The organism is Lacipirellula limnantheis, assembly GCF_007746075.1.
GTDB classification, from domain to species: Bacteria; Planctomycetota; Planctomycetia; order Pirellulales; family Lacipirellulaceae; genus Lacipirellula; species Lacipirellula limnantheis.
On record NZ_CP036339.1, the window covers coordinates 6,418,917 to 6,442,924 of the forward strand.

Here is a 24,008-nt window from a genome sequence, read left to right on the forward strand (position 1 = left end):
ACTGACCCTGGGCAGCTGTAGCCGAAGAACGATGCCCGAAGCCCCTGCCATCGCCCTGCCGACGATGCCTGCTCGCCGAGCCCTCCATGGCGAAAACGTCCACCGCATCATGGTGCGGCAGGGCCTGACGCTGCTCGAGGTCGTCGACGCCACTGGTCTCGACGAGCGGACGATCCGCAGCATTCTCCGGGGAACGACCCGGCCTCACGCCCGCACGCTCCACAAGCTGGCCGCCGGACTCGGCATCGACGCCGACGATCTGTTCGTCAATCCGATCGAGGAAGCGACCCGCTTTGACAGCCGCTCGAACCCCGCTGCCGCCCGCATTGTCCGTCGCCACCCCGAGTTGTTCGCCGATTGGACGCCCGCCGATTTCCAAGAGTATTTCAGCCGCGTCGGCGTCGGCGGCGAACTAACCGAAGAGGGAGCCCTCGCCTACGCCGCCGTCACCAATCGTCGTCGCGAACTGCTGACTCAAGTCGCCGTCATCCTCGAAAGCGCCGAATCCGAACACCTCCGCGAAATCGTCGACATGCTCTACCGCCGGGTGACCGTGAGCGAATGACGAATGACGAATGACGAATGACGAAAAGTTAGCCCTCATCCAGCATCAAGCAACCAGCAACTAGCATCTCCTTCCATTCGTCATTCATCATTTATTCATTCGTCATTATCAGGTAGTTCCCTGAGAACGCACCTCAAACGGCTCGTACTCTCCCAGCTTCCGATCACACCAATCCACCGTTCGCTCCAGCGCCGCCAAGAGCGGCGCCCATGCGATCTCCTCGCCATTGACCGTAATTGTCGGCCCGCTCGTGGCCAACAGCGCCTCCATCTGCGCGATCGCCTGCTCACGCATCGCCACAATCTGTTCCGCGTTCATCGCTCGCTCCTGTAAAAAGTCATTCTGAGCGCAGCGAAGGATCTAGCGCGCCAAACGAGCTTCCAAATTCGTCACTGCGCTCCGAATGACGACTCGTCTCCCGCCGCCCCCGCCACACAGAAAAAGGCCGGCAGCCCCGACGCTCCCCAACGTCGAGGCTGCCAAGCCAACCGCCGGTCCCGCGCACCTGCCGCAAGTCGCCAGACCGCCCGCCCAATCCAGCAACAACGGGCCAGCATCAAAGGACCGACGGCGCCCCCTCCGCTCACCTACTTACCTACTTACCTACTTACCTACTCACCTAATCACCTAATCACCAACTCACCTAATCACCTAATCACCTAATCACCTAATCACCAGCAGTCAGGAGTCAGTAAATAACGCTGACGCCCACTCCCCGCACCCTTTTTTGACTCCTGACTCCTCCTCCCTCCTACCCGGTGCACTTCACCACATACCGCGGGTTCAACACCGCCGCCGCGCCGCGCTCGCTCGCCTTAAACCGCAGCACCACGTCGTTGTTGAATTCCGCTTCGCTTCCCAGCGGCGCCTGCGTGACCGTGATCGGCCAGTTCTCCATATAGGCAAACGCCTTTTTGAAGTCGCCGATAAACCACCACTTCTTGGCATCAACGGCCGCCACGCCCGACGCGAGAATCCGCCGATATGCCAAACGGCTCTCATGGACGCGGTAGTTCCCCAGTGGATTGGCCGCCGTCGTCGCCGTCGCCGCCCCGCTGCCGGTGTAGGTGATCTCCGCCGCATTCACTAACCGACTCTTGTAACACACTAGGTTTCGTGCTCAACGGCGAGACTCCGGTGGAGCGGTACACCATCCCGCACTCCAAGGCGAGGAACGCCGTCTAACGCTTGGCGCAAGCAAACAGGCTCTAGGACACGGACCCACAACTAACGCAATGCGCCAACGCGTCTCGCGTTCCTACAAGACCTTGTTGAATTCCAAATGACATACTGGACCAAAACGGATGCCTGTGTGACCATTACCACCACACGCGGGGGCAAGGGTAGCTCCCTAACGCCGGACTCCCAGACGGCCGCCCCCGCGTTTCTTCGATTCTGGGGCTGGGAGAAACTGGGAGACCTACCGCATGGAAGCGGAACCACTTACGCCAATTCAACGGCGCCTCGCCGCCAAATATCCGGATTCACCTCCTGGCATCGCCAGCCACTTCCTACATGCGCTCGCCGACCGGGAGCCCTGTCCCTACGTCCTCCACGCCCGCGTCTCGTCGCTGTCCCAGGGTTACCGCAAGAACCTCCCACCGCAGGTCTCCGTCGTGCGAGACGCGGCCCTGGAGCGTGGATTCCGTCTAATTGAGGTCGTCGAGGAAGAGGGACCCGGCTGGCGTACCGAATGGGGGTTTGACCGGTACCTGCTGGAGCGGTCGATTGCCATGGCACGGGAGCACAACGGGATTGTGCTATTCGAGTCGACCGACCGCGCGATCAGGCCCTACGGCTACAACGGCCGAATCAATCCCGGTCAGCAGCCTACGAAGTTCGAATTTGAGCTGTTGATGCAATTGACCGATGGCGTGCCTCTCGTCACGGTCTACGATCCCGATATGGATTGGCGGGAGGTGAAGTCTCGTCAGACCCGCCGCGGCCAGGAGGGTAAGAATGCTCGCGGTGGCCGTCCAGTAAAAACGCAGCCGGGCGACAAGAAGCGGCGCCGGGGCCTACTAGAGCCGCGAGCCCGCCGGTTGCATGAGCTCGGCTACTCGAAGGCTGATCTGGCCGCGATGTTGGGCATACCAGAGAGCACTCTACGCAACTGGATTCGAGAGTGGCGGAATTGAGGGGGGACCATTCCTGTGCCTGAGAATGGCAACTGCCAGACGGGAGATACTGGGAATCTGGGGATTCACCGACGCAAGCAGAGGTTTCCGGTCGAACGTAAACCGTTGTATTAAAACACCCCTCCTTACAACACAACACCCCCCATTTACACCTCACTCCATACCCCTGTTCTGTATACCCCACTCCATTAGGTAAACTACTTACAAGACGGCGCCTACGTTGTTGGGGACGACATGCGGTTTCATTCCTTTATCCGATTCCGCTATTCGCTGCGAGCCTTGCTCGTGGTGATGACGCTGCTCGCTCTTTTCTTTTGGTATCACATCGACTGGATTAAGCAGCGACGAGCCTCGCTCGCTCAGGAGAACATCAAGAGTTTCGGGCAGTCCCCCAATGATGCACAGCCGTCGGCTCCGGGGCTACTTTGGCTTTTCGGCGAACCGGGCTACGGCAATATCACCGTCGAGAATGGAGATGGCTCAGTGGACGTTGAGCAGCTTCAGAACTTATTTCCGGAATCGGGGATGATGGTGTTCGGTGACAACGACTTTTTTCCACAAGTCTTGAAGCCGAAACTCAAACGGTAAGCCTACCAGCCCATGAAACCGCGTTTCACTATCCGTGCCATCCTGATTCTGATGACGCTCCTCGCTATTTTCCTTGGCTATCACATCAACTGGATTCATCAGCGTAGTGCAGCGATTGAGGACGGCTGGATCGCCGAGGTCCACAACTATTGGACCCCTGATGACCCTCACATCGCAGCTCCAGGCCTGCTTGGGCTTTTTGGACAGCACGGGTATGGCAGGCTTACTGTGATTCTTAGCAGTGACGACGATCCTCTGCTCTCCAAAGCAGCATCACTTTTCCCAGAAGCTAGCCTTAATTCTTGGGTGGGCCCCGTCCCACCCAAGAACCAGCGGTGGCCCTACCGCCCGTGGGTCAATTAAGGGAAGTGAAGCGATTGCCATGACCTTGCAAGCGCTCAAGCCTAGATTCCGTTTCACCATCCGAGCTCTGCTCGTGCTGATGACGCTGCTGGCCCTGTGGTGTGCCTACAGCATGAATTGGATACGCCAGCGCCGAGAGCTCGTCAGATCCGGAGTCGTAAAGCCGGCCATGACAAGTAAAGGCTTGCACGCAGTCACACCTGGATGGCTTGGCATGTTTGGCGAGCCCGGATATTTCAGCCTGATGGTAGACGCACCGCACGGCAGCCCCGAGTTCGATCGCATCCAAGCTCTCTTTTCTGAAGCCAGATGTACGGGGAACCTTACGCAGAGTGGAAATCCATTCTAGCCACTCAGGCTTCCTTGTCCTCAATACGCTTTGAGTCAGTTGTACTTGAACTTCGCGTAATTGAACTCCACCCCGGCCATACGATGGATGTAGGGGGAACGTCATGGACGACGGCGAAAATTCCCCAGCTCAACAGCCCGAGCATGCTGATGTCAGCATAGTCGATGTCGGCACCGCATATCTTGGCACCGACGGCGACGAACAGCATGCCAAAACTCGACAGGAGACACGTGTAGGATGCACGCCCAGGAGTGCGACTCCGCTTAGAAGGGGATTTCGTCATCAGGGAACCCTCCTTCCGTCGAGGGGTCGAAACCATCCAATGACTTTCGCTCTTTCTCCTCCGCGGGAGTTTCAAATCGACGATCTTTCCCAGCAACTGTGAAGTCAAGAAACGACAGCGTGGCTAGAGATTTAAGCGCTTCGTCTACACGCTCGTTCTTGCTGTAGATGTGCTCAACCAACCGGTCAAAAAGTTCAGGAAGGCGTTTTGCAGCTTCAGCCTTTAATGAAATGGGGGCCCTTACGACCTCAACGAGGCTCTTGTCCTCGCCTCCCCAGTGCCGGATATGGAGTTTCCAAAGCTTTCCCACTCGGTCCAATGACAATTGATATTCGTCATGCTGAGCGTCCGTTGAAACCTCAATCTTTCCAGGCATCGCCGCCAAGAAATCTTCTGCTTGGATCAGCAGATCAGAGAGCAGTGTGGCTTTCTCTGAAAAACGCTGAGACTGTTCTCTCAGCGCTATGAGCGCAGCTTCGCCCATGGGCCTATCATTGGCCATCTTTGCAACTCCTTGGATATAAGTCCGCTACAACAGCATCGTTGCCATACGGTGCAACCAACTGGTTACGCAGTTAGCCTCGGCAAATCATCTCGCCAGCACCGGAAAAGTGAGAGTGCTCTCGAAGAGAGTAGACCCACTATCAAGTTAGCATTTTTGCATCCCCGCCAGAATTGGCAATACCACCCAGTGGCAGAAAGTCGGCAATGGGGCGCCGGAGCGCCCATTTACTATCAGCGACGACTATAACCCTGTAACGCCCCTGCTGTGGGGCACAGTGATGATCGCAAATGTCCATTGAGTGGACATTTCGAAAAAGGGCTCGATGAATGTCAAAAAACGATCCTAAGTCTTCTCGTCTGCTTGAGTTAGAGGCCATCATTGAAAAGCAATTAGCGGTGGCCAAGCGGGCACGCAGGAAGGAACTCGACGCCGCCAAGGCGTGCGGTGAAGCTCAGGTCGAAGCTCAACGCATCCTCGGCCACGGCAACTTCGAGAAATGGCGAAAGGAGACGTTTCCGCAGAGCCGTTCCGCATTGGCCAATCACAAGCGGATCGCTGAGAACTGGGATGTAGTAGACGAAGCACTCAAGAAGTCACCTGACATAGGAGTTAACGATGCCCTAGCCGCAATAAAAGCAAGCGAGGTGGCGGCCCTCAAAGACCGTCAGCATAACTCCGCTCGCCAATATCACCTGAAGGCCTCAAGGCGACTTTGGAAGAAGTTTAACGCGAACGAAGAAGCGCGTGCGCATTCACAACGGGTGATCAACATGCACTTTCGGAGATTCAGAGGGCATGAGTCGCAACGTAAGGAAGTCGGATGCGTCAAATCTCACTTCTTGGACAGTGGCAGTTTCTCACTTCAAACTCATGCGAAGAGGTGGGCGCAAAAGAACAAGAAACAAGCATCGGACTTCTATAGCAGTGACGACTTTCACATCTATCGGGACGCGTACGCGATGTTTGTCCACCGCTACTCGGATGCCGTCGACTTCTATGCTAACCTTGACGTGATCGGCGATGGGGATTTGACTTGGTTGAACCAGCTATACTTGGAACAAGTCCATGGATGCAAACCCGTCCCAGTGGTGCACTTCAGTGCCGATGGACTTAAGTGGCTAAAACATTATATAGATCGAGGCTATACTTATATTGGCCTAGGAGGTCTTGTTGGGGCCGCACAGCGTTCTGAACGCCAAGCGTGGATTGCTGAATGCTTTGAATTAGCCCAACAGCGATCCATTAAGTTCCATGGGTTCGGCGTGGGTTCGCAAAAGACGATCTCGGCCCACTCGTGGCATTCTGTGGACACGGCGAGCTGGGTGGTCACCGCCGCAAATGGCAACATCTACGTGCCCCATTTCGAGGATGGCGGTTTTCGCTTCGACAAACCCCCGATGATCGTGCACGTCTCGGACGACACGCCGCCCAAGAAGCTGTCAGAGTACGAGAACCGTTCAGAGGAAGAAGCAGCGCCGACCAGAGAATTTGAGAAGCTGACGAAAGTGAACCGAAGGCACGTCCGCGATTGGCTCGACTCAATCAACGTGAAATGGGGCAAGAACGGTGACGACGGAAAGCCGAAGCGACGAGGTGTAATCAATTTCCACGAACCCCGCCGCGTAGCCAATCTTCGATACTATGAACGGCTGTCCAATCATTTAACACACGTGCGGATCTACTATTCCGGGTGTGGCAGCAGAATCACAAGCCCTGAGACGGCATTAGGTGACGACGCCAACGTAATGCTGACGTACTACCTCATCAATAAGCCAACCGGCAAAGGAAAGCTCAACGTACGCTTCAAACGACTCTTACGAGCACGTCAGGCGCGGCTCAAGTTGAGTGCGAATGGTCAACCGTGATACCACCAGGCGCCCACCCGGCCGATGACATACACCGGGATGGAAAGGATGAGTAGTCCCATCGTGAACCACCCGAGCGGGAAATTGACGGTTGGGTCGCCTACAGCAGTTCTCAGATCAAATGCTAAAGAGATTGTTGCCACGACAATTCCGGCGCCGCCGATTAATTGAATGAGCTTCCACTTCTTGCTGGTCGCCTCGATCGTTAGCACTTCCGCTTCCGTCGCGGCCACCGGCAACGAAGGAATGGAGACAGCTGCTCCACAACCGGGACAAGGACGGGAAGTCCCCGCCAGTTTTTCGGGTGCGTTGATGAACTTCTTGCACCCACCGCATTGAATTCGAATTGCCATGTGCAAGTTCCCAAGGAAAAAAGAAAGCCTACGACATCTCAGCATAACCGTGCACAATACGGATGCGGTAGTTAGTTTTCCAAACTTCACGTTGTCGCACCCTTAAAATGCTCCCGAAAACCTACTATCCACTCACACGGCCGCAGCACCCCTACCCCTGTCAAGTTTAGGGGTCTGCCAATCTTCTCCTGATGATGGTGCGTAACTCCCGGGAAACCCGTACCCCCCAGTCCCCACCGCACCTGTCAAAAATAAGGTTCCCCAGCTAGCCACCCTGCGCACCACCTGTGCTAATGGTTGGGTAAGTGAACGCGCGTTCACACCCACCACACAGGAGACCCGGTAATGGCATCAACGTCCAAGAAGAAGACCCCTGGAACTACCAAGACCACGACCAAGCGCGTTAGACGGGGCCCTAGCGCCCCAGAAACGGTGAAAACACCCACCGCCAAACCCCCCATTGCCAAGGTGGGTGTCATCGCCACCATCCTTGCCGAACTGCGCAAGGCAACCAAGGACAAACCGGTGACCAAGGCACAACTGGGGGAACGGTTGGCAAAGGCGTTCCCCGATAAGGAACCGACCGGGTTGGCACGCACCGTTTCCTGCCAAGTCCCCGGACGCATCAGCAGGGAACAGGAGGTGACCGTTAAGAGCGACGGGGAAGGTGGCTTCTGGATCGCTTAGTTATCAATACCACAACGCAACGCAGTACACGGGCCAGGTAACTCCTGGCCCGTTGTCGTTTACACAGGAAACATCATGACCAAAGTAGCCGCATACATCCGCACGTCCCTGGAAAACCAAGGGCAAGGACTCGACTCCCAGGAACGGGCGATCAAGGAATACCTCACCAACCACGGCATGGACGCCACGTTCTACCGGGACGAACTATCCGGCGCCACAACCGACCGACCTGCCCTGAAGCGGCTCCAAGCGGATGTATTCAAGGGGAAGGTGAACGTGGTCATTGTGTGGAAGCTCGACCGCATCTCCCGGTCGTTGAAGGACGGTATCAACATCCTCAGCGGTTGGTTGGAAAAGGATGTACGGGTGATTGCGGTGGCCCAGCAACTAGACTTCACGGGACCTGTGGGGCAGATGGTGGCGGCGGTGTTGTTTGCCCTCGCTGCCATGGAACGGGAGAACATCAGGGAGAACACCCGTAGAGGCATGGCTGCTGCCAAGGCACGAGGCGCCGTCATTGGGAAGCGTCCGACCCTGTTTGCCAAGGACATTGTGCCCTTACTCCAAGACGGGATGTCCCTGTCGGCGGCGGCACGTCACCTCAAGAAGTCACGCCAAGCTATTTACGATTGTCTCCAACGGGAAGGGGTGGACGTGACGTCCTTAATTGCACGCTGATGATCTTTTTGGGAAATCTTTCTAGATGATGTATTGAGATCATATCGGATCGAGTGGACAACCGTGGAACTGTACACGGTAATCGACCACACTGTCCGGTATGAAATGAAAACCCAACGCCCCACAACGCGAGCGGAACGACGAGCCAAGAATCCGGCTACCCTTCCCGCCAAGTGGGAGCCGAAGTTTGTGGATACCGCCGACCAGCGGTTGAAGACCATTAAGCTCATTCGGCGCCGGTTGGGCCGTTTGGTGGAAGAGGCAGGGTGCGACTCCTTTCAAAAGGAGTTGCTTGCCGAGAACGCCATCTTCGTTGCGGTGCAGTTGGAGACCATGCGCGTCAACGCCTTGGAGGGCAAGTCCTTCGACGCTGGCGTTTATACGCAGATGGTGAACTGCCTCTCCGGACTGCTGGCCAAGCTCGGCCTCAATAAGCAAGCCGCCCAGGTCGAATCCCTGTCGACAATCCTCGCAGAATCGAGGAGGGCGAAGTGAACATCATACAAGCCTGCAAGGATGAAAGGCTCTTCCGCCCTTATTTCGGAAAGGAGTATCCGACGTTCTCCACTTGGCGGTGGGTCATGCGTGCCATCTATGGCCTCCCCATCACAAGTGAGAAGGGGCGGGAGTTTATTCAGGAGGTCACCGGCCGTGATCCCAATAAGCTCAATCCCAACGGTTACAGCCAAGCCGTGGTGCTCACCGGGCGCCGCAGTGGCAAGTCGAAGTCCATCGCCGCCGTGGGAGCTTATGAAGCGGTGCTTGCCGGGCATGAGCGGCGACTAAGTAAAGGGGAGCCGGGATACGTCGGCATTTATTCCCCGACCAAGTTGCAGTCTGGGATTGTCAAAAAGTACATCCACGGACTGTTCCAAGAGGCGCCAGCCCTGCGGAATGAGATTGTCCGTGAGACCCAGATGGGCTTTGAATTGCGCAATGGAATCACCATCGGAATCTTTGCCGGCGACTTCCGCACCGTCCGCGGCTTTACGTTGCTTGCCGCCATCGTCGATGAGGTGTGCTTCTTCGGCATGGAGGCGGAACAGCAGAAGGTTAAGTCCGACACCGAATTGATCAGTGCTATCCGTCCGGGTCTCACCACCACGGAAGGACGATTGCTGACCATATCGTCCGTCTACGCGAAACGCGGGTGGGCTTACAACACCTGGAAGCGGGACTTCGGGAACGACGACGCCGAGGATTGTTTGGTGGTGTCGGCGCCGTCGCGAGTGATGAATCCCACGCTGTCCCAAAAGCATATCGACAACGCCCTCCGGGACGACTACGCCAAGGCACGTGCGGAATACTTCTCGGAATGGCGTGATGACGTTGGCTTGTTCATCCCTCGCGAGGTGGTGGAAGCCCTTGTCATGAAGGGCGTGGACGAGCTTCAACCCCGCAGAGATCAGAAGTATTGGGCGTTCGTAGACGTGTCCGGTGGACGCGGTGACGCTGCGGCGTTGGCCGTTGCCGCCAAGGTGGACGGGGAACTGACCATCCACCACGTCGGGCACTGGAAGGCGCCGTTCGATCCGGAACGGGTGGTCACCGAGATGGTCGCCACCCTGAAACGGTACGGTCTCAGCCGCGTCGTTGGAGACAACTACGCAGGGGAATGGGTCGCATCGGCATTCACCAAGCGTGGGATCAAGTACGCCAAGTCCGAGAAGAATAAAAGCGAGCTTTATCTAGAGTTGCTGCCCAAGCTTTGCAGCGGAGGTATCCGGCTCTTAGATCACGAACCGACCATCGCCCAGCTGTGCGCGTTGGAACGCCGCACCCGTTCCGGAGGACGGGACACCATCGACCATCCACCTGGCGGTCACGACGACCTCGCGAACGTCATTGCCGGAGTCTGTCAGGTGGCCATCACACCACGCATCCAAGTCGGTGCATTTTGAAAGGAGTCACATCATGCCACGAATCTATGAATACCGCGGCTCAAATCATCTGACCAAACAGTTTGATGAACGCAACGGCGGGAAATGCATCTTCTCCGACCGTGCCTATCGGTATCCCAACGGTGCCTTGCGGGACCAGGACCCCCTCGGCTTTCTAATGGACCCGCCCAATGACCCGAAGGAACGTCAGGACAAACTCGTCAGCTACTGGAAGCATTTCACGGAGCTTGCGGTCGACGACTTTTACAAGCGGCGTGAGGAGATTCTGGCCCAAGCTGACTACTTGGCCAATGCCGGCGCCACGGAGACCGCGGAGAAGGAACTGCGGCAGTTGCAGGACATCGTCCTCAACGCCCGTCGTTCCCTGGCCGATGCGGAGAACGAAGCCCTGCGTTTGAAGTGGAACGCGGCAACGGTGGCCGAAGCGCTGGAGAAGCAGAGACTGAAAGACGAGCAGGACACCCGTTTTCAGCACAGCGTTAGCTCTCGCAAGTCCGCCGCCGTGAAGTCCATCGAATCCATCCGCGTCTAACCGGCGCCGCACACAACCAATCACACACCACACCCAAGGAGGGGAACGTGAAAGCTCAATACAGATTCAACGGCGAACTTGGTCACGTGGAGGGATGCCCCCGTTCCTGCGTCAACACGTTTCGACGTTTGGCACGAGAAGGGGAGTTCCAGCCCGACCGCCTGTTCGCCAATGTCGACGAGACCGCAGAGCTTGGAATGATCGACCAGGAGTCGGACATCCTCAACGGCTTTGCTCTTTGCCTCGACGAGTCAATCAAGCCCACTGTGTTTTCGAAGAACGACTTTGTCACGCTAGTTACTTACCGTTCCGTCAAGGAGGACAACATGCATCGAACGATCGAATTTGACAATGAAGAAACCGCTGGCAGCCGGTTTGATCCCGACGGCGGCGGCCTACCCGACGCCCAGTTATTTGAAGAACCGGACCTGGACGATGACCTCGTCTCGTACGGCGGCGCCGCGGGGACGCACAACGCGGAGGAGGGTTTGGACCTACCGACCCTGAACTGGAACGCCCCCGTGCCGGGACAGCTCAAGCCCAAGCGGAAGGGTCGTCCCGCACCGTCGGATGACGACGAGGAAACCGGCCTCGACCTCATGGAAATGAAGTGGTGAAGCCATGAGTAAAAGGCCCCTCTGTCAATTCCCCGAACCTTGGTTCAATCACATCTTCATCGCCGGTGAAAGGATCAAGGTCGGGGCGTGTGTGGAACTAAGGCGTTACCCCGAAAACCGACAGTGGTGGCGCCTCTACAACGCCACGCTCGGAGCGATGACTGCCGGTCTCATCGTCATACCCAAGGACGACGAGACGGAGGTGGAGGAGGGGGAAGACGTCCTCGTACGCCAGTGCTTCGGTCACGTCTACATCAAGGCGTTACTGAAGAAGGGCGAGCGGGTCCAGTCCGGAGTTTATGAACGCGGTCACACCGTCGGCGGTACGGACTTGATATCGGGAGGCAACGGGACCGTGATTCCCGCTTCCCGGTTCACCGCCGCCAAGATGATTGTGGGCAACGCCTGCGAGACGGTCGACCTGACCGACGCGGAGGAGGACCGTTTGATATTGATTCGTACGCAGTTGTATTTAGGAGACGTTGCAGTAGCTGGCTAAGGGTTAATTCCTTCTTGGCCCAATGGTTGATGTTGTACGGGTGGCTTCTTGCCGTTTCCAGGCTGCCCGTTGTGCAACGTCAACTGCCAGTTAATGCAACTTCCGGGAGGGGGACGTTTACCAATGGCGTCCTGCCGCCGATTGAGGGGGTGAATCCAGGCACCGGTTCTCGGCGGCGCCCTCCCGGGTTTTACACACAGCAGTGCCCAGGCGGTGGCCACGGTGACAGGTCGTACTTGTCATCGTGCCCCCTGATGAGTGACAACTTTATAAGTTGGCGATGATGTTAAACCATCAGAGCCACCGCCTGGGACGTTGTGATACACTTTTGATAGGGGGCGGCACGTTGCGGAAGTCATGAGCCGCAATGAGCTAACTAAACCGTAGCCCGGTTAGGCACGCCGCCCCCTGTTTTTGTTTGGGCTACGGGAAGGGCTACGGATATGGCTAAACAGTTGCGTGCGGTCGGATATTGCCGAACCTCTGGCGAAGCACAACGCGACAACACTTCTATCCCCAATCAGAAACAGTCGATTGAGCGCTTTGCCGGCTACCAAAATTGGAAGTTCCTGAAGCACTACGTCGATGAGTGCAAGTCCGGTAGCAAGATCGCCGGACGAACTGACTTCCAGAAGATGATGCGGGACGCCGCCACCGGGAAGTTTGACATTCTCGTCGTTTACGACATTACCCGCTTCGGCCGCGACGGGTTTGATATCCTCGACTCCGCCCGCACCCTCAGCCGGGACTTCAGCGTTCACGTGGTAGCTACTGCGGGCGGCTACGACACGCGCAGCAAGAACAATATCCTGGCCAACTTCGCTGCTGCCGGCATGTCGGAGTTCGAACGTGTCCGCATAGTCGAACGTCTAAACGCGGGTAAGATCGCCACTGCCCAGAAGGGTATCCCGACCAATGGACGCGTCCCTTGGGGGCGTACGTTCGACAAGAAGACCGGTAAGTGGGGACTCGACAAAGCGAAACAAAAGACCATGGAGCGTATCGCCAAGCGTTATCTCAACGGTACTCCCCTGCCCCACCTAGCTGCGGAGTTTGGCATACCCTACGTCACGCTGCATAAAGTGCTGATGACGCGGTCCGGTACAGAATGGACCATCAATTACAAGAACGTCGCAGAAGGGACGGATTCACCAATTACCTTTGAGGTGCCAGCGCTGTTACCCGCAGCAACCATCAAAGCCATCCGCAAGCGAGCCGAAGCCAACAAGGTCAAAGCTAAGGGTAATCCGACGCCGCGGTTCCTGCTCACTGGTCACGTCTACTGTGCCGGCTGTGGCTATAAGCTCACACCCACTGGTTCCGGTCCCCGGAATTTGTACTACTACCGCCACGGAATGCGATGCGAGGCACGTAAGTGCCAACTCCATCCCCGGCCCTACGTTCGGGCGGAGGTTCTGGACAAGGCGGTCGTGCACCTCCTGTTCGAGACGTTCGGCAACAAGGTCGGCGCGGAAAAGGCGATCAAGGCCGCCATGCCGGACAACGAAAGAATCATTGAGCTACAGGAGAATCACGAGCGCTGGACATTGGAGTTGGCCAAGGTCGAGAAGGCTCGGGATCGTGTCATCGATCTAGTAGCAGACGATGCGATTACCAAAGAACAGGCCAAGCAGAAGCTCACGAGCATCGACGCCAAAGAAGCTCGTATCCGCTCCGAACTCGACCAAATCAACGAGGAGCTCGGCGTGCGGCCCTCGCAGGAGACGATCGAAGAAGTGGCTCAGCGGGCCATGGAAGCGCTGAACAAACGAAAGCTGAGTGCCACCAGCCGGCGGGCCATAATCAAAGGGACGTTGCACGACTTTGATGGGATGAGCTGGCAGGACTCCCGGGAGCTGGTAGAGATGGTCTTCGACCCGATGAAGTCGGAAGGCCTGTTCAGCGGTAAGCGGCCCGGTGTTTACGTTTCCCCGGTCGAGGGGCAAGAGGACTACAAATCCAAGCAGTGGAGGTTCGAGATCTACGGCGTAGCTTTTGATGCCACTTGTGTTACAGACTCTACGTCGCATTGAACACGCGATGGGCCGCATGTCGATACGCCGGCATGACAAGGACTGTCGTGCCGCGCACCAGCACCGGCTCCCCCGTCGCCGGATCGATCATGTCGGCGAATAGTTGCTCCGCCGCATCGACGTCGGTCCAATCCACAAGCTCGTTCGCCGTGATGACGTTCTTCCATGGTGCGCTCGTTTGGTACGTGTTGTATGCCGAGCCGTTCGACTTGTAGTTGTTCGTCACGCCGACGATCAAATCGAGCAGCCGCTTCTCCTTGTTCAGGCCCAGGATCTCACCCACCTCGGCGGCGCGCGCCAACACCAGATGCGTCCGATCGAAGAAGATCGCTTCCTTCGTCACCGGCACGATGAACCCGCGCTTGGCCGTCGAGGGCGTGTCGATGTAATCCTCGCCAAAGCCCAAGTGCGGGTACGGCATCCCCGGCGCCACCACGTCGACGTCGTCCGCCACCCGCTTCATCCCCGGGATTCGTTCGCCGTCGAGTCGCGTCGGCACGGTCTGCACGAGTCGCGACGCGACGAAGGCTTCCTGTGCATAGGCGTCGAGAATCTTCGCGTAAATCACCTGCCCCGCCACCTGCAGAAACGCCGTGACGTCGAGCCCGTCGGAGGCCTCCATCACGCTCACGCCGCCGTCGCCTCGTCGCGGGTCGAGCATGCCGACCCACTGCCGTCCGTCCGGCACAAGCGCCTCGGCCAGGTCGCGAATGCTAAAATCCTCCGGCGTCAAATCCCGATTGGCGAGCGCTTCGCACAAATGCTGCGTCGTCCGCGCCGCCCCGTCGAGATCGAACCGCCGCTTCAGTTCTCTGTAATTGAGAGACATGTGTTGTAATCCCCCTGTGTGTCCTGGATATGTTTGTTGTTTAGTCAACGTCGGATCAGAAGTCTGTTAAGGAGTCAGGAGTCGGGGGTCAGGAGTCAGAAAAGACAAAGCTGACGCCGCCCCCACTGCCAACTGCCAACTGACTCCCCCCTACGCCATCACCTGCGGCCCGCCGCGCAGCACCGTGCTGACGATCTCCACCAGCAGCCGCGTCGCCGCCGGATTGGCCCGCTTCGCGCACCGGCCGATTGCCAGATTCGCCGTCGCCACCTTGGCCACCAATTGATTGGTCAGCTCCACCCCGGCGCCGTCTTCGTCGACGCCAAGCAGATCGCCCACTTCGGCCGTCGTTGCAAGGCAATCGAACTCGAACACGCCGCTGGTCGCGACTCGAATCGGATTGGCCACGCCGCTGGGCGACGCCTGCATGGCCACGCCGACAAACAGGTCGTGAAACGCCTCCTGATTCGCCGCCTCCGTCCCGGCGTCGGCCAATTCCGACGCCGGCAGCGCCGCGCCGCCCGACTGATAAATGAAGTCGCCGATCTCAATCACCGTCAAACTGGCGACCTGTAGCATCACCGGATTGGTGTCGCCATATCGCCAGCGCATTACGTTACTCATGAAACTGCTCCTGTTTGAAATTGAAACTCGAAATTGAACCGCCAAGGACGCCAAGAGCGCCAAGGAATACAAATTGGAACCACGACGACACGACGAGCACGACGAGCACGACGAGCACGACGAGCACGACGAGTAAGAAATATGAAAAATCGTTGACATGACAACTCTTTCGATCTTTCAACTAACCTTTTCTTCCGTCGTGTCCGTCGTGCCGTTGTGGTAAAGCCTTCCCCGCATTTCCTTGCCGCACTTTGGCGTCCTTGGCGGTTGCCTTTCTTAAGCGCGAAGCCGAATCGCCCGCGCGAAATCCTGCGCCGTCTCCACCCGCGCACCGCGCTGCGCGAGCGCCCAGGGCTCGCTCGAGCGCGGCCGACCCGCCTCGGCCGCCTCGCGCAGCGCCAGTTCCTGTCGCAGCGAAGCTTCGCGCGCAATCGCGTTCTTCAGCTCCGCTTCCAAGCGATCGCCCCGCGCCATGGCCTCCTGCACCAGCAGCCCCGACTCGGCCGTCAGCGCCGCGCTCGCCGTGGTCGGCTCGGCGCCCTCCGCCGCCGACTTATCCTGCTCCTCGAACAGTCCCCGCGTCGCCGCCGGGTCGGCCACCAGGTCCACGCTCTGCACATGGGTGATCGCTTCCACAAGCGCCTGAGACCCGTCGCGCGTCAGCCGCGCCAGCACGTTGTGCGAGAACCCCACGTTCCGCGGGTTGTGCTCGGCGTCCCAGGCCAATTGCTCGGCCACCGCATGCTTAGGATTGAAGTGCAGCGTGCCGAACAATCCCTCCTCCGCCCGAAACTCCACGTCGCGAATCACTCCGAGCCGATCGCGATAGTCTCGCGGCGCGAGCGGCCCTTCCTTGGGATGATTCACGTTCACCTTGGCGCCCTCATACAGCGCTACGGCAGCAGCCAGCGCCTCGGGTCGATACCGTCGCCCATTGAGCGACTCGAGCCCAATCAGCTTCACGCCGCGCAACACTCCCGCGGCGCGATCCACCCGCAGCGTCACCCCGCGCGAGTCAACGAACTCTTGTAGAACCTCCGTCATGTCTTGCCTCCTTCGGTTTTGTCGTGTGAGTAGGCGGTGACACCCATGCCGCCTATCACCTACTCACCTACTCACTCTTCCAACAAAAAAAGCCTCGACGAAGACGCGCGATTAACAATCGCAAACGTCCTCGTCGAGGCTCGTCGTGATGCCCAGCCGCTTGCGGCTTAGCCCGTCCGATACCTGTTCTAAAAACTACCCACCAAGACACAAAGGCACTAAGGGAGCGCCAAGAAATCGCTGGCGATTGTGCGGCAACCTATCTTCTTTCTCCCTTCGTGCTTCTTGGTGTCTTCGACTTGGTGGTTAAGCATTTCCGCATTCTCTTGGCGGTTGCCTCTCTTTCCCCCTCAACGCACCATCCGATCCACCGCCACGCGCAGATGCTGAATATGCCCATCCTGCACGCTCAACGTGATGCTCGCCGTGCCGTGGAAGCCGCGCGTTTCCGCCGCGGCAAGCAGCTTGGCAAATTCCGCCTGAGCCAGCGCCTTCTTGCTCACTTTCTCGGATACGTTGCTCGTTTGAATCATGCGACCGATCCTAGCAAGTCAGGTGGCCAATTTCTGTAGTAAAGTTGGCAGAATTTTTCGCGCACGGCGAGGACGCGCTTCGTTGCGTGACTGCATTCGCAGCGCCGCCGTGTGGCCAAAAATCAACCCTTGACTCGCCGCTTCCCAACCTACTCACCTACTCACCGCTTCCATGCATCCCCAAATTCTTCTGCTCCTGGTCATAGTCGAGCCCCAAGCGCTGGCTCCACGTCTGCGGCGATAGAATGCCTTTCTCGAAGGCGATCTTCTCCACCTGCACCTCGCGCAGTTGATCGCGCACATGCAGCGACGGCAGCGTGATCTGAATCTCCACACGCTGCCGCACGTCGCGCGGCAAGCGCCCCGCCGCTGCCGCGTTCTCGACGACTCGCCACATCACGAGCAGGTCGTCATTCCGCAGCGACGCCTGCAGCCGCTCGAACATCTTTACCGCCGGTCCCTCGGCCACGAGCGTCGACGAGTAGTTCGCGTTCGAAGCATCGGAAGTGAACATGAACTCCGGCATTACTAGCCGAGCCGCAATCGCCCGCAGTTCCGCCTGCAACACGGTGACGTAATTGCTCGCGTTCACGCCCGCGGCCGGAAAGTCGTACTCCAGCCCAGCCGGTGCATCGAGGATCGTCCCCGGCGCGTACTGAGCCAGATGCCGCAGCCGCCCCGTCGCCTGGCTGAACGTGCCGCCGACGCCGCCATCGCTCACGAAGCTTTCGACGCCGTTCCGCAGTGCACTGCGATGCTTGCGAATCAGCGCGATCGCCGACTGAATTTCAGCGACCGCGCTCATATTCCGCAGCAACTTTTCCACTCGCCGCAGATTCTTGCGCACCGGAAAGTACAGGGGCAGGCCCCGCTTCACGTTGGCGTCGACGTTCGCTTTACGATGCTGAATATGAACTGCTTCCACAGGGTGGCCGTCGATGTAGTATCCCAGCGCCGTTTCGACGTCGTTTGCTTCCGTATGGACGCCAAACGACGCCTCGGGATGTTGCGACAGCTCCTTCGGCGTGGCCACTTGCTCCGGCTCGACGAATCGCACCCGCGTCATCCCGGCCGCGTCGACGAAGAATCGTAGGAACGCTTCGCCGTCGCGGTCCATTCGTCGCACGATCTCCTGCTGGCGGGCATGCCAGGCGTTCACCTGCAAGAACTCATTGAGCAGCGTCTGCACCTCGCCGAGCAGTTCCTGGCCGCTGGGCGAGTCATCGCGCAGCACGGCCCGGTAGACATGCCCCGAACCGACGATGTAGCTAATCCGATTCTCGACGCCGTTGATGGCAAACTCGTTCGTCGCCACTAGCCGCCGGCACTCCAGCCGCACCTCCGCCAACTGATCCTCGCTGAGGTAGGGCAACCCAGCCCGCACAAACCCCGCACCGGCGCCGCTCAGGTTGTTCCACCACACCCCTTCGTCATCGAGATACGCCTCGCGCGGATCGACCAGCGCATCCCACAGCGAGTCGACCGCTTCGCTCACCCGCTGTTCGTACTGATCCAAATATTGCGTCATCACTTGCTCCTTTGATTCTGTTTCAGGTCAAAGAATTGAACCGCCAAGGACGCCAAGGTTCGCCAAGGGAAGACAAAGACATTTGGAACCGCCGATGGACGCAGATGAACGCCAATGAACTCTTATCTGCGTCCATCCGCGTTCATCCGCTGTTCCATCCTTCTATTCCCCAAACTTTTCTTCCGTCGTGTCCGTTGTGTCGTCGTGGTTCAACCTTCCCCGCATTTCCTTGGCGATCCTTGGCGTCCTTGGCGGTTCAATTTCCTGGCGGTTTCGCTACGTCCACCCCAACAAATTGTCCCCTAACCCGTCATCAAACGGCACGCCGGTCAGCTGCTCCGCCAACCGAATCGCCATCTCCAATGCGTCGGGGCCGTCGTCGTGCGATCCCAACGGAAAGTCGCGCAACTGATCCACCAGCAGCTTCGTCGATTTGTTCTTCGCCAAAAACCGCAACCGCCGCTGCGCGAGCAACGGCCCAATCCGACGAATCCGCACGTTCTTGTTCGCGGTATTGTTAGTAAGCTCCATCCGCGGCGCGCCGATGTGCTGCTCACGAAACGCTCGCTTGAACTCCCCCTCCAATAGCTCCTGATACTGGTTCGCTTCAATCCCGAACGCTTCCGGCCGAAACCGGTTCACAATCCGCACCCCGTCGTCGACCATCGCCGGCGTCGGCCGACGCTCCAGATCCGCCTCGACGTACACCACTCCGTGGCGATCGATTCCCAGCAGCACATAGGCCGAGTAGTCGCCATGCCGCGCGTCAGCCCCCTTGCTGGGGTCAAGCGCCACCACCCGCACCGCCAAGCCTAGCGGCCACTTATCGAACCAAATGTGATGGCCGAAATAATCGTCGGGCCACTCGCACTTCGTCGGATCAATCGGCGAGCTCTGCTTTTCACGGTCGAAAGTCGTCCGCCCCGAGTCGACGCGCATGGTCATCAGAGCGTACAAGCTTTCATGCTCGGGCCAGAGCAGTTCAGCGCCCGCCGACATCTCCGCGCAGCGATCTTCGAAGAAAATCCGCGCATACCCCGCCGCGTCTGGGTCCTCGGCGTCGGCGTACTTTGCTTCCCACTCGTCCCATAGATCCGTCCGCTCCGGCCACGTCTCGATCGCCTTGAACAATCCTGAACGCCATCCGGGCGAGCGATGGAGCTCCATCGCCAGCGCGTCGCGATGGAGCGCGGTGGCGATGTTCACGACGTTCGTCTCGCCGTCGCCGGCCTTCATCAACGCGCCGTGGAACCAATCGCTGCTGGCGCTCCGCTGCAGCGCCGAGGTAATGTGTGAGTCGTTCTGCAGATCGTCGCATACGATCAGCGACGGCCGATACTGCAAGCGCCGCCGGCCGCGCAGATGCTGCCCCGTGCCATAGGCTTCGATCACCGCGCCGTTGCGCAATTCAATCGCGTCGCTCCGCCATGTCTTTCCTTTGCCAGCCGCGCGAGCGTAGCGCGCCGCCAGCATCTGGTTCGTCTCTAACTCATGCTTCACGTGCCCCAAATGCTTGATCGCCTGTTTCTGCGTGTCGGAGACGATCCAGATGTACGGCTCCTTGCCTTCGACCGCCGCGCGCAGCACATAGGCGAGCGTCCCCAGCGTGCTTTTGGCGGTGCCGCGCGGTCCCAGTACGTTCAGCTTCGTTCCGCGCGCCGACCCCAGCCGATCGAGCTCGCTTCCCAACCAGCGATGCATCTTCGACGGCGGCAGTCGAAAGTACGCCTTCAGCACTGCCTGCCCCCACTCCAGCAGCGACAGCGACTTCCACGCTTCTTCGGTCTGGACGATGACGCGGCGGACTAGCTCCTTGGCCAACTCGTCCAGCACTCCGTCCTTCCAGTCCCGCACCGCCTTCGGCTGGATGTTCACCAGGCAAAACTCACGCGATTCAATCATGGCCCGCCTCCATTTCCATCGTTTTCGCTTGCCGGCGCCTCAATCTCCGTCGCCGACGACGACGTCAGCATCGCCGGCTCGACGTCGATCACTTTCGACTCGTCGACCTTGCCCACTCCCTCCGCCGCGATGTTCATCAGGTGCGTCAGCAGCGCGCTCCGCCGCTGCAAGTCGGTCACCTCCGCCACGATCATTTCTGCGAAACGTTCGAGCGTCTCCAGCACCGCCTCGGTAAACTTCACGCGATCCGGGCCGCTGAGCTTGTCGATGCGCGCCTGCTGTTCAAGCCACCAGACGCTCGACCGCCAGTTCTTCTCCTCACTCGCCGCCTTGCGCACTTGGCCCATGTACGAGAGCACCGCTGCCCCCTCGGCACGCAGCAGATCCTTGGCAAGCTCCTCGTCTCGCACTAACTCCGCCTGCAACTGCTCGAGCGTCAGCCCTACATACTTCGCCGCGGCCTCTCTTCCGCAGCCAAGCTTCACCACGTCGCAAATCTTCGTTCGCTCGAAATCCTCCAACATATCGCCCCCCCTTTCTCCTCGTCCCCTGGACTGGTCGCTTAAGCGACCAGTCCGAACCCTCGCAAACGCATGCCCCGCATCAACGCTCACTCTCCCACGTACTCAAACGAAACCACCGCTCTCCCCGCTGAGCTCCGATACTTGGCAAATCGCTTCGATCCGCTGGGACTCGACCCCGTCTTCTTCACGTTGACCGTTCGCCACTCGCTCGATCGCGCACAATGCCGTATGAGCGCGGGGTGACTGCTAGTGACGTTGATCCGCAACCCTTCCGCGCGATGGAGCGACGCCACGGCCGCGACGACGCGCATGCCGATTCCCATCCCCTGATAGTCCGGCAGCGTCACGATCCGCGTGAACCGCCAATGGTTCTTCTTGGCGATCACCGGGAGCGTGGCGCAGAACGTCACCGGCTCTCCATCCCACGTCGCCAGGTAGCATCGCGCGCCTGGCGCCAGCCCTCCGCTCAAATAGTGATGACGCGCAAACATTCGCCACGGCGCCACCCCGCAGCGATGGATTTCAAGCTCGATCGGAGGCCGCCGAAGACGCCTCCGCTCGAGCGCGCCGGTCGCCATGTCGAGCACCCAGTCCGCTTCAAGCCATTCAGCGACGTCGTCATGGCAAGTTACCGCCACGAACCGGCAGCGTATGCTGTCGCGGCGAATTCCCTTCGCGATTGCGAGCGAACAAGCCCGCGCCACATTCCGATCAACGACGCTAGTAAACTCGTCAAACGCCACGATGGGCCGCGACGCGCCAGCGGAGCGTTCCCTCAACGAGTCGCGGTGAACCGGTTCGTCCGTGGTCAGTAGTCCGTCGTCAGTTGCTGCTGTCGCAGAGGCCGTTTCCCGTTTGTCTTTAGCAACTGACAACTGACCACGGACCACTGACAAGGCTCGCGCCAAATCACACCGAAACCGCTCTCCGCAGCTGAGCACTCGATACGGTTTCACCCACGATGGCGGCGAGCTGAACCCCACCGCCGTGAACAGCTCAACCACTTGCTGCAACGGCAGATCTTCCAAGCAATCGATTACTGCCCGATCGTCGGGCCACTCCCCGCCCCGATAGAGTTGTTCGCCGTAGAACTGCGACGCCACGGTGCTTTTGCCGCTCCCCGAAGGCCCCACGATCAATCCCACGTCCCACGCTTCGTCTTCGCCGGGAATCTCCACCGCAAACCGCTCCGTCGCCTTCTCCGCCAGCGGCACGTCAAACATGCCGGCGACCTGCTGCACGCGGAACGAATCGTAGACCGGACAACTTACGACAACGTCAAGACTCGGCATCGGTAGCCCTCCCCGCGCATGCGTTCAAAAACCTCACGCTGATTCGCCTCGTCGCGACATTCGACGACGACCTGCCACGACTCCGGGATCACGACCTCTTCGTATTCCACCCCCGCGTCTTCCGCTGCGTCCGTCGCCAGGCATGCCAGCCCCTGGAGGAGTTCCTCCACCCCCGGGCTGATGAACTCTGCATCCTTCAGCAACGCCGCGAGTTGTTCCTGATCCGGCTCAGCCAGCGCCGCGACCGAGTCGTGCGTCAGCAGAATTTTGTCCGCCTCGGCCGCCGTCACGTCGAGCACCAGCACCGGCACCATCGCGTCCGGCGTCGTCTCCGCGCGCAGGTGGCCGTCGATCAACTCCAATGAACCGTCCTCAAGTTCCCGCGCCAGTAGCGCCCCGGCGTACCCGATCTCGGCCAGCAATCCGCGCATGGCCGCGCACTGTTCGGGCGGATGGGTGCGCCAATTGCGCGGATTCGGCCGCAGCTCCCCTGCCGGCGCCCGCCGTAGCTCACGGATTCGATCGCGAATTGGCATGTTGTTGTTCTCCTGGTTGCATTCCCAGCGCATCGACGACGTCGTTCGCGACGTACCCGAGCGCCATCCCCAACAGCGCCACCATGGCGATCCATGTCCGCCGCAGGACCATCATCCAGCCGACAAGTCCCAACTCGTCGCCGGCGCCTCGCACCGTCTTTTCGATCGATGCAATCATCTGCGCGTGCTCTCCCAATTCGCGATGGACCGCCCCCAGACCATCCGCGTGGTAGCCTAGCTCATTCCGCAAAAACGCGGCGAGATGAACGACTTGCGTTTCCAGTTCATGCTGACAGTCCATCGCGATTGCTTCCCTAACTAATCCATCGGGCCTTAACGCATTAACCACAGAGTTCACAGAGAGCACAAAGGAAATACGGTAGACACGACTGCTCCTTTCACGGAACGCCTGCTCCGTCAGCTCAACAGCTGACAACCATCTCTCTTCTCTGTGTCCTCTGTGTTCTCTGTGGTTAATGCATTTGATTGAAATCAATAAATTGACGCCTACCGAACCGTCGCCGCAGCCGCCTTGCCCGATTCCGTCTTCAAGTTCGGCGAATCCCCCGGCCCTTGCGGCTCTTCCGTCGGCCGCACGCCCGAGGCCATGTCGACGCGATTGGCGTCGCCGGCGAACGCCTTGAGGTACTCCAACACCTGCACGTAGCTGCCGTACATCCGCATCGAGTCTTTCACGTAGATGAACGACGTACGAAAGCGGCTCTCCAGCCGCGTCCAGTTAACGATCGCGCGATCGATGGCGCCCAGCAGCACCAGCGCGTTTTGGCTCCGAAAGTTCAGCTGACTCCCCAGCGGAATATTGGGGTCCGATCCATCGACCGACCACGGCAAGTTAACGAGCCCGCCCGGCGCTTCCTGGATCTCGTCGCCGCCGAACGGCGCCGTCGAGCCGAGCAGCGTCTCGTTCGAATTGATGGCTCGCTCAATGAGATCGCCGAGCGGCGTCTTCTCCGGGTTGTACGTCACGCGGCGCCGCATCCGATCGCAGGCGAGCAGATGTTCGACGTAGTGATCTTTCGTCGTCTCATCGAGCCCGCCGCGAACGCCGAACTCGTCGTTAGCGACGACCTCGCTGCGAAAATCAAACAGCGGTCCCAGCGCCGCCAAAATGTGAAGGTTCCGAAACTCCGTGATGATTCTGCGAAACTGCTCTTTTCCAGGGTCGCCGGCAGGCATGGTGGCCTCCTTTGCTGAGTGAAACGGATTTGGAAAACGATGC

General features: G+C 59.0%; 28 protein-coding genes. 13 read left to right on the forward strand and 15 right to left on the reverse strand.

Annotated elements, in window-relative coordinates; translation table 11 throughout:
* The first annotated feature begins 31 nt into the window (after nt 1-31).
* Nucleotides 32-565 (forward strand): helix-turn-helix domain-containing protein, encoded by a 534-nt coding sequence (locus I41_RS25095; protein ID WP_145435761.1) that lies wholly within the window; start codon nt 32-34, stop codon nt 563-565.
* A 108-nt stretch (nt 566-673) separates the two neighbouring features.
* Here I41_RS25095 and I41_RS25100 read toward each other — a convergent pair whose 3' ends face one another.
* Together I41_RS25100 and I41_RS25105 are read right to left on the reverse strand one after the other, a co-directional pair.
* Nucleotides 674-883, reverse strand: coding sequence for a hypothetical protein (locus tag I41_RS25100; RefSeq protein WP_145435762.1), 210 nt, complete (start codon nt 881-883; stop codon nt 674-676).
* 433 nt (nt 884-1,316) lie between these two features.
* Complete coding sequence (locus tag I41_RS25105; protein ID WP_145435763.1) at nt 1,317-1,673, reverse strand: hypothetical protein; 357 nt, start codon at nt 1,671-1,673, stop codon at nt 1,317-1,319.
* 319 nt (nt 1,674-1,992) lie between these two features.
* On the opposite strand from I41_RS25105, the gene I41_RS25110 reads away from it, so the two are divergent.
* The 3 genes from I41_RS25110 to I41_RS27850 all read left to right on the forward strand — a co-directional run bounded on the left by I41_RS25110 (nt 1,993) and on the right by I41_RS27850 (nt 3,654).
* On the forward strand, nt 1,993-2,703 hold the full coding sequence (locus I41_RS25110; protein ID WP_145435764.1) for a helix-turn-helix domain-containing protein: 711 nt from the start codon (nt 1,993-1,995) through the stop codon (nt 2,701-2,703).
* A gap of 234 nt (nt 2,704-2,937) precedes the next feature.
* The gene (locus I41_RS25115; protein ID WP_145435765.1) at nt 2,938-3,291 is read left to right on the forward strand and encodes a hypothetical protein; all 354 of its coding nucleotides are present in this window, start codon (nt 2,938-2,940) and stop codon (nt 3,289-3,291) included.
* A gap of 12 nt (nt 3,292-3,303) precedes the next feature.
* On the forward strand, nt 3,304-3,654 hold the full coding sequence (locus I41_RS27850) for a hypothetical protein (protein WP_145435766.1): 351 nt from the start codon (nt 3,304-3,306) through the stop codon (nt 3,652-3,654).
* Between the two features lie 612 nt (nt 3,655-4,266).
* On the opposite strand, the gene I41_RS25130 is transcribed toward I41_RS27850, so the two are convergent.
* Complete coding sequence (locus I41_RS25130) at nt 4,267-4,788, reverse strand: hypothetical protein (RefSeq protein ID WP_145435768.1); 522 nt, start codon at nt 4,786-4,788, stop codon at nt 4,267-4,269.
* 329 nt (nt 4,789-5,117) lie between these two features.
* Here I41_RS25130 and I41_RS25135 point away from each other — a divergent pair, with 329 nt between their 5' ends.
* On the forward strand, nt 5,118-6,656 hold the full coding sequence (locus I41_RS25135) for a hypothetical protein (protein ID WP_145435769.1): 1,539 nt from the start codon (nt 5,118-5,120) through the stop codon (nt 6,654-6,656).
* On the opposite strand, the gene I41_RS25140 is transcribed toward I41_RS25135, so the two are convergent.
* Nucleotides 6,647-7,009, reverse strand: a complete 363-nt coding sequence (locus I41_RS25140; protein ID WP_145435770.1) for a hypothetical protein — start codon at nt 7,007-7,009, stop codon at nt 6,647-6,649. The genes I41_RS25135 and I41_RS25140 overlap by 10 nt on opposite strands.
* Nucleotides 7,010-7,441: 432 nt before the next feature.
* On the opposite strand from I41_RS25140, the gene I41_RS25145 reads away from it, so the two are divergent.
* The 8 genes from I41_RS25145 (at nt 7,442) to I41_RS25180 (ending at nt 13,956) form a co-directional block, all read left to right on the forward strand.
* The gene (locus I41_RS25145) at nt 7,442-7,696 is read left to right on the forward strand and encodes a hypothetical protein (RefSeq protein WP_145435771.1); all 255 of its coding nucleotides are present in this window, start codon (nt 7,442-7,444) and stop codon (nt 7,694-7,696) included.
* 75 nt (nt 7,697-7,771) lie between these two features.
* The gene (locus tag I41_RS25150; RefSeq protein WP_145435772.1) at nt 7,772-8,374 is read left to right on the forward strand and encodes a recombinase family protein; all 603 of its coding nucleotides are present in this window, start codon (nt 7,772-7,774) and stop codon (nt 8,372-8,374) included.
* A gap of 105 nt (nt 8,375-8,479) precedes the next feature.
* Nucleotides 8,480-8,869, forward strand: a complete 390-nt coding sequence (locus I41_RS25155) for a hypothetical protein (RefSeq protein ID WP_145435773.1) — start codon at nt 8,480-8,482, stop codon at nt 8,867-8,869.
* Nucleotides 8,866-10,275: a hypothetical protein gene (locus I41_RS25160; RefSeq protein ID WP_145435774.1), complete on the forward strand. Its 1,410-nt coding sequence runs from the start codon at nt 8,866-8,868 to the stop codon at nt 10,273-10,275. Before I41_RS25155 ends, I41_RS25160 begins: the two co-directional genes overlap by 4 nt.
* 13 nt (nt 10,276-10,288) lie before the next feature.
* The gene (locus I41_RS25165; RefSeq protein WP_145435775.1) at nt 10,289-10,807 is read left to right on the forward strand and encodes a hypothetical protein; all 519 of its coding nucleotides are present in this window, start codon (nt 10,289-10,291) and stop codon (nt 10,805-10,807) included.
* Between the two features lie 47 nt (nt 10,808-10,854).
* Nucleotides 10,855-11,424, forward strand: coding sequence for a hypothetical protein (locus I41_RS25170; RefSeq protein WP_145435776.1), 570 nt, complete (start codon nt 10,855-10,857; stop codon nt 11,422-11,424).
* 4 nt (nt 11,425-11,428) lie between these two features.
* Nucleotides 11,429-11,923, forward strand: coding sequence for a hypothetical protein (locus tag I41_RS25175; RefSeq protein ID WP_145435777.1), 495 nt, complete (start codon nt 11,429-11,431; stop codon nt 11,921-11,923).
* Nucleotides 11,924-12,366: 443 nt separating this feature from the next.
* Complete coding sequence (locus I41_RS25180) at nt 12,367-13,956, forward strand: recombinase family protein (protein WP_145435778.1); 1,590 nt, start codon at nt 12,367-12,369, stop codon at nt 13,954-13,956.
* On the opposite strand, the gene I41_RS25185 is transcribed toward I41_RS25180, so the two are convergent.
* From I41_RS25185 to I41_RS25235, 11 genes are all read right to left on the reverse strand, one after another.
* Nucleotides 13,943-14,785: a phage major capsid protein gene (locus I41_RS25185; protein ID WP_145435779.1), complete on the reverse strand. Its 843-nt coding sequence runs from the start codon at nt 14,783-14,785 to the stop codon at nt 13,943-13,945. The genes I41_RS25180 and I41_RS25185 overlap by 14 nt on opposite strands.
* 150 nt (nt 14,786-14,935) lie before the next feature.
* Nucleotides 14,936-15,409, reverse strand: a complete 474-nt coding sequence (locus I41_RS25190) for a hypothetical protein (RefSeq protein ID WP_145435780.1) — start codon at nt 15,407-15,409, stop codon at nt 14,936-14,938.
* A 276-nt stretch (nt 15,410-15,685) separates the two neighbouring features.
* Nucleotides 15,686-16,453 carry a hypothetical protein gene (locus tag I41_RS25195; RefSeq protein WP_145435781.1) on the reverse strand — a complete coding sequence of 256 codons (768 nt, stop codon included), beginning with the start codon at nt 16,451-16,453 and terminating at the stop codon, nt 15,686-15,688.
* 350 nt (nt 16,454-16,803) lie between these two features.
* Nucleotides 16,804-16,986 carry a hypothetical protein gene (locus tag I41_RS25200; protein ID WP_145435782.1) on the reverse strand — a complete coding sequence of 61 codons (183 nt, stop codon included), beginning with the start codon at nt 16,984-16,986 and terminating at the stop codon, nt 16,804-16,806.
* A gap of 157 nt (nt 16,987-17,143) precedes the next feature.
* The gene (locus I41_RS25205) at nt 17,144-18,514 is read right to left on the reverse strand and encodes a phage portal protein (RefSeq protein ID WP_145435783.1); all 1,371 of its coding nucleotides are present in this window, start codon (nt 18,512-18,514) and stop codon (nt 17,144-17,146) included.
* Nucleotides 18,515-18,790: 276 nt separating this feature from the next.
* The gene (locus I41_RS25210) at nt 18,791-20,416 is read right to left on the reverse strand and encodes a phage terminase large subunit family protein (protein ID WP_145435784.1); all 1,626 of its coding nucleotides are present in this window, start codon (nt 20,414-20,416) and stop codon (nt 18,791-18,793) included.
* Nucleotides 20,413-20,940, reverse strand: coding sequence for a hypothetical protein (locus I41_RS25215; RefSeq protein WP_145435785.1), 528 nt, complete (start codon nt 20,938-20,940; stop codon nt 20,413-20,415). The genes I41_RS25210 and I41_RS25215 overlap by 4 nt, the downstream gene beginning before the upstream one ends.
* 86 nt (nt 20,941-21,026) lie before the next feature.
* Entirely contained in the window at nt 21,027-22,232 is a 1,206-nt protein-coding gene (locus I41_RS25220) for a GNAT family N-acetyltransferase (RefSeq protein ID WP_145435786.1), read from the reverse strand.
* Nucleotides 22,208-22,768, reverse strand: coding sequence for a ParB N-terminal domain-containing protein (locus tag I41_RS25225; protein WP_168207152.1), 561 nt, complete (start codon nt 22,766-22,768; stop codon nt 22,208-22,210). Before I41_RS25225 ends, I41_RS25220 begins: the two co-directional genes overlap by 25 nt.
* Nucleotides 22,743-23,069 (reverse strand): hypothetical protein, encoded by a 327-nt coding sequence (locus tag I41_RS25230; RefSeq protein WP_145435788.1) that lies wholly within the window; start codon nt 23,067-23,069, stop codon nt 22,743-22,745. The genes I41_RS25225 and I41_RS25230 overlap by 26 nt, the downstream gene beginning before the upstream one ends.
* Before the next feature lie 206 nt (nt 23,070-23,275).
* Nucleotides 23,276-23,965 carry a hypothetical protein gene (locus I41_RS25235; RefSeq protein ID WP_145435789.1) on the reverse strand — a complete coding sequence of 230 codons (690 nt, stop codon included), beginning with the start codon at nt 23,963-23,965 and terminating at the stop codon, nt 23,276-23,278.
* Nucleotides 23,966-24,008 lie beyond the last annotated feature (43 nt).

Excerpts from the sequence above, each read along its gene's own strand:
- I41_RS25205 (WP_145435783.1), bottom strand. The coding sequence starts at position 18,514 with ATGACGCAATATTTGGATCAGTACGAACAGCGGGTGAGCGAAGCGGTC.
- I41_RS25100 (WP_145435762.1), bottom strand. The coding sequence starts at position 883 with ATGAACGCGGAACAGATTGTGGCGATGCGTGAGCAGGCGATCGCGCAG.
- I41_RS25185 (WP_145435779.1), bottom strand. The coding sequence starts at position 14,785 with ATGTCTCTCAATTACAGAGAACTGAAGCGGCGGTTCGATCTCGACGGG.
- I41_RS25210 (WP_145435784.1), bottom strand. The coding sequence starts at position 20,416 with ATGATTGAATCGCGTGAGTTTTGCCTGGTGAACATCCAGCCGAAGGCG.
- I41_RS25180 (WP_145435778.1), top strand. The coding sequence starts at position 12,367 with ATGGCTAAACAGTTGCGTGCGGTCGGATATTGCCGAACCTCTGGCGAA.
- I41_RS25130 (WP_145435768.1), bottom strand. The coding sequence starts at position 4,788 with ATGGCCAATGATAGGCCCATGGGCGAAGCTGCGCTCATAGCGCTGAGA.
- I41_RS25135 (WP_145435769.1), top strand. The coding sequence starts at position 5,118 with ATGTCAAAAAACGATCCTAAGTCTTCTCGTCTGCTTGAGTTAGAGGCC.
- I41_RS25190 (WP_145435780.1), bottom strand. The coding sequence starts at position 15,409 with ATGAGTAACGTAATGCGCTGGCGATATGGCGACACCAATCCGGTGATG.
- I41_RS25225 (WP_168207152.1), bottom strand. The coding sequence starts at position 22,768 with ATGCCAATTCGCGATCGAATCCGTGAGCTACGGCGGGCGCCGGCAGGG.
- I41_RS25140 (WP_145435770.1), bottom strand. The coding sequence starts at position 7,009 with ATGGCAATTCGAATTCAATGCGGTGGGTGCAAGAAGTTCATCAACGCA.
- I41_RS25165 (WP_145435775.1), top strand. The coding sequence starts at position 10,289 with ATGCCACGAATCTATGAATACCGCGGCTCAAATCATCTGACCAAACAG.
- I41_RS25175 (WP_145435777.1), top strand. The coding sequence starts at position 11,429 with ATGAGTAAAAGGCCCCTCTGTCAATTCCCCGAACCTTGGTTCAATCAC.
- I41_RS25215 (WP_145435785.1), bottom strand. The coding sequence starts at position 20,940 with ATGTTGGAGGATTTCGAGCGAACGAAGATTTGCGACGTGGTGAAGCTT.
- I41_RS25220 (WP_145435786.1), bottom strand. The coding sequence starts at position 22,232 with ATGCCGAGTCTTGACGTTGTCGTAAGTTGTCCGGTCTACGATTCGTTC.
- I41_RS25230 (WP_145435788.1), bottom strand. The coding sequence starts at position 23,069 with ATGGACTGTCAGCATGAACTGGAAACGCAAGTCGTTCATCTCGCCGCG.
- I41_RS25155 (WP_145435773.1), top strand. The coding sequence starts at position 8,480 with ATGAAAACCCAACGCCCCACAACGCGAGCGGAACGACGAGCCAAGAAT.
- I41_RS25115 (WP_145435765.1), top strand. The coding sequence starts at position 2,938 with ATGCGGTTTCATTCCTTTATCCGATTCCGCTATTCGCTGCGAGCCTTG.
- I41_RS25110 (WP_145435764.1), top strand. The coding sequence starts at position 1,993 with ATGGAAGCGGAACCACTTACGCCAATTCAACGGCGCCTCGCCGCCAAA.
- I41_RS25200 (WP_145435782.1), bottom strand. The coding sequence starts at position 16,986 with ATGATTCAAACGAGCAACGTATCCGAGAAAGTGAGCAAGAAGGCGCTG.
- I41_RS27850 (WP_145435766.1), top strand. The coding sequence starts at position 3,304 with ATGAAACCGCGTTTCACTATCCGTGCCATCCTGATTCTGATGACGCTC.
- I41_RS25195 (WP_145435781.1), bottom strand. The coding sequence starts at position 16,453 with ATGACGGAGGTTCTACAAGAGTTCGTTGACTCGCGCGGGGTGACGCTG.
- I41_RS25235 (WP_145435789.1), bottom strand. The coding sequence starts at position 23,965 with ATGCCTGCCGGCGACCCTGGAAAAGAGCAGTTTCGCAGAATCATCACG.
- I41_RS25150 (WP_145435772.1), top strand. The coding sequence starts at position 7,772 with ATGACCAAAGTAGCCGCATACATCCGCACGTCCCTGGAAAACCAAGGG.
- I41_RS25095 (WP_145435761.1), top strand. The coding sequence starts at position 32 with ATGCCCGAAGCCCCTGCCATCGCCCTGCCGACGATGCCTGCTCGCCGA.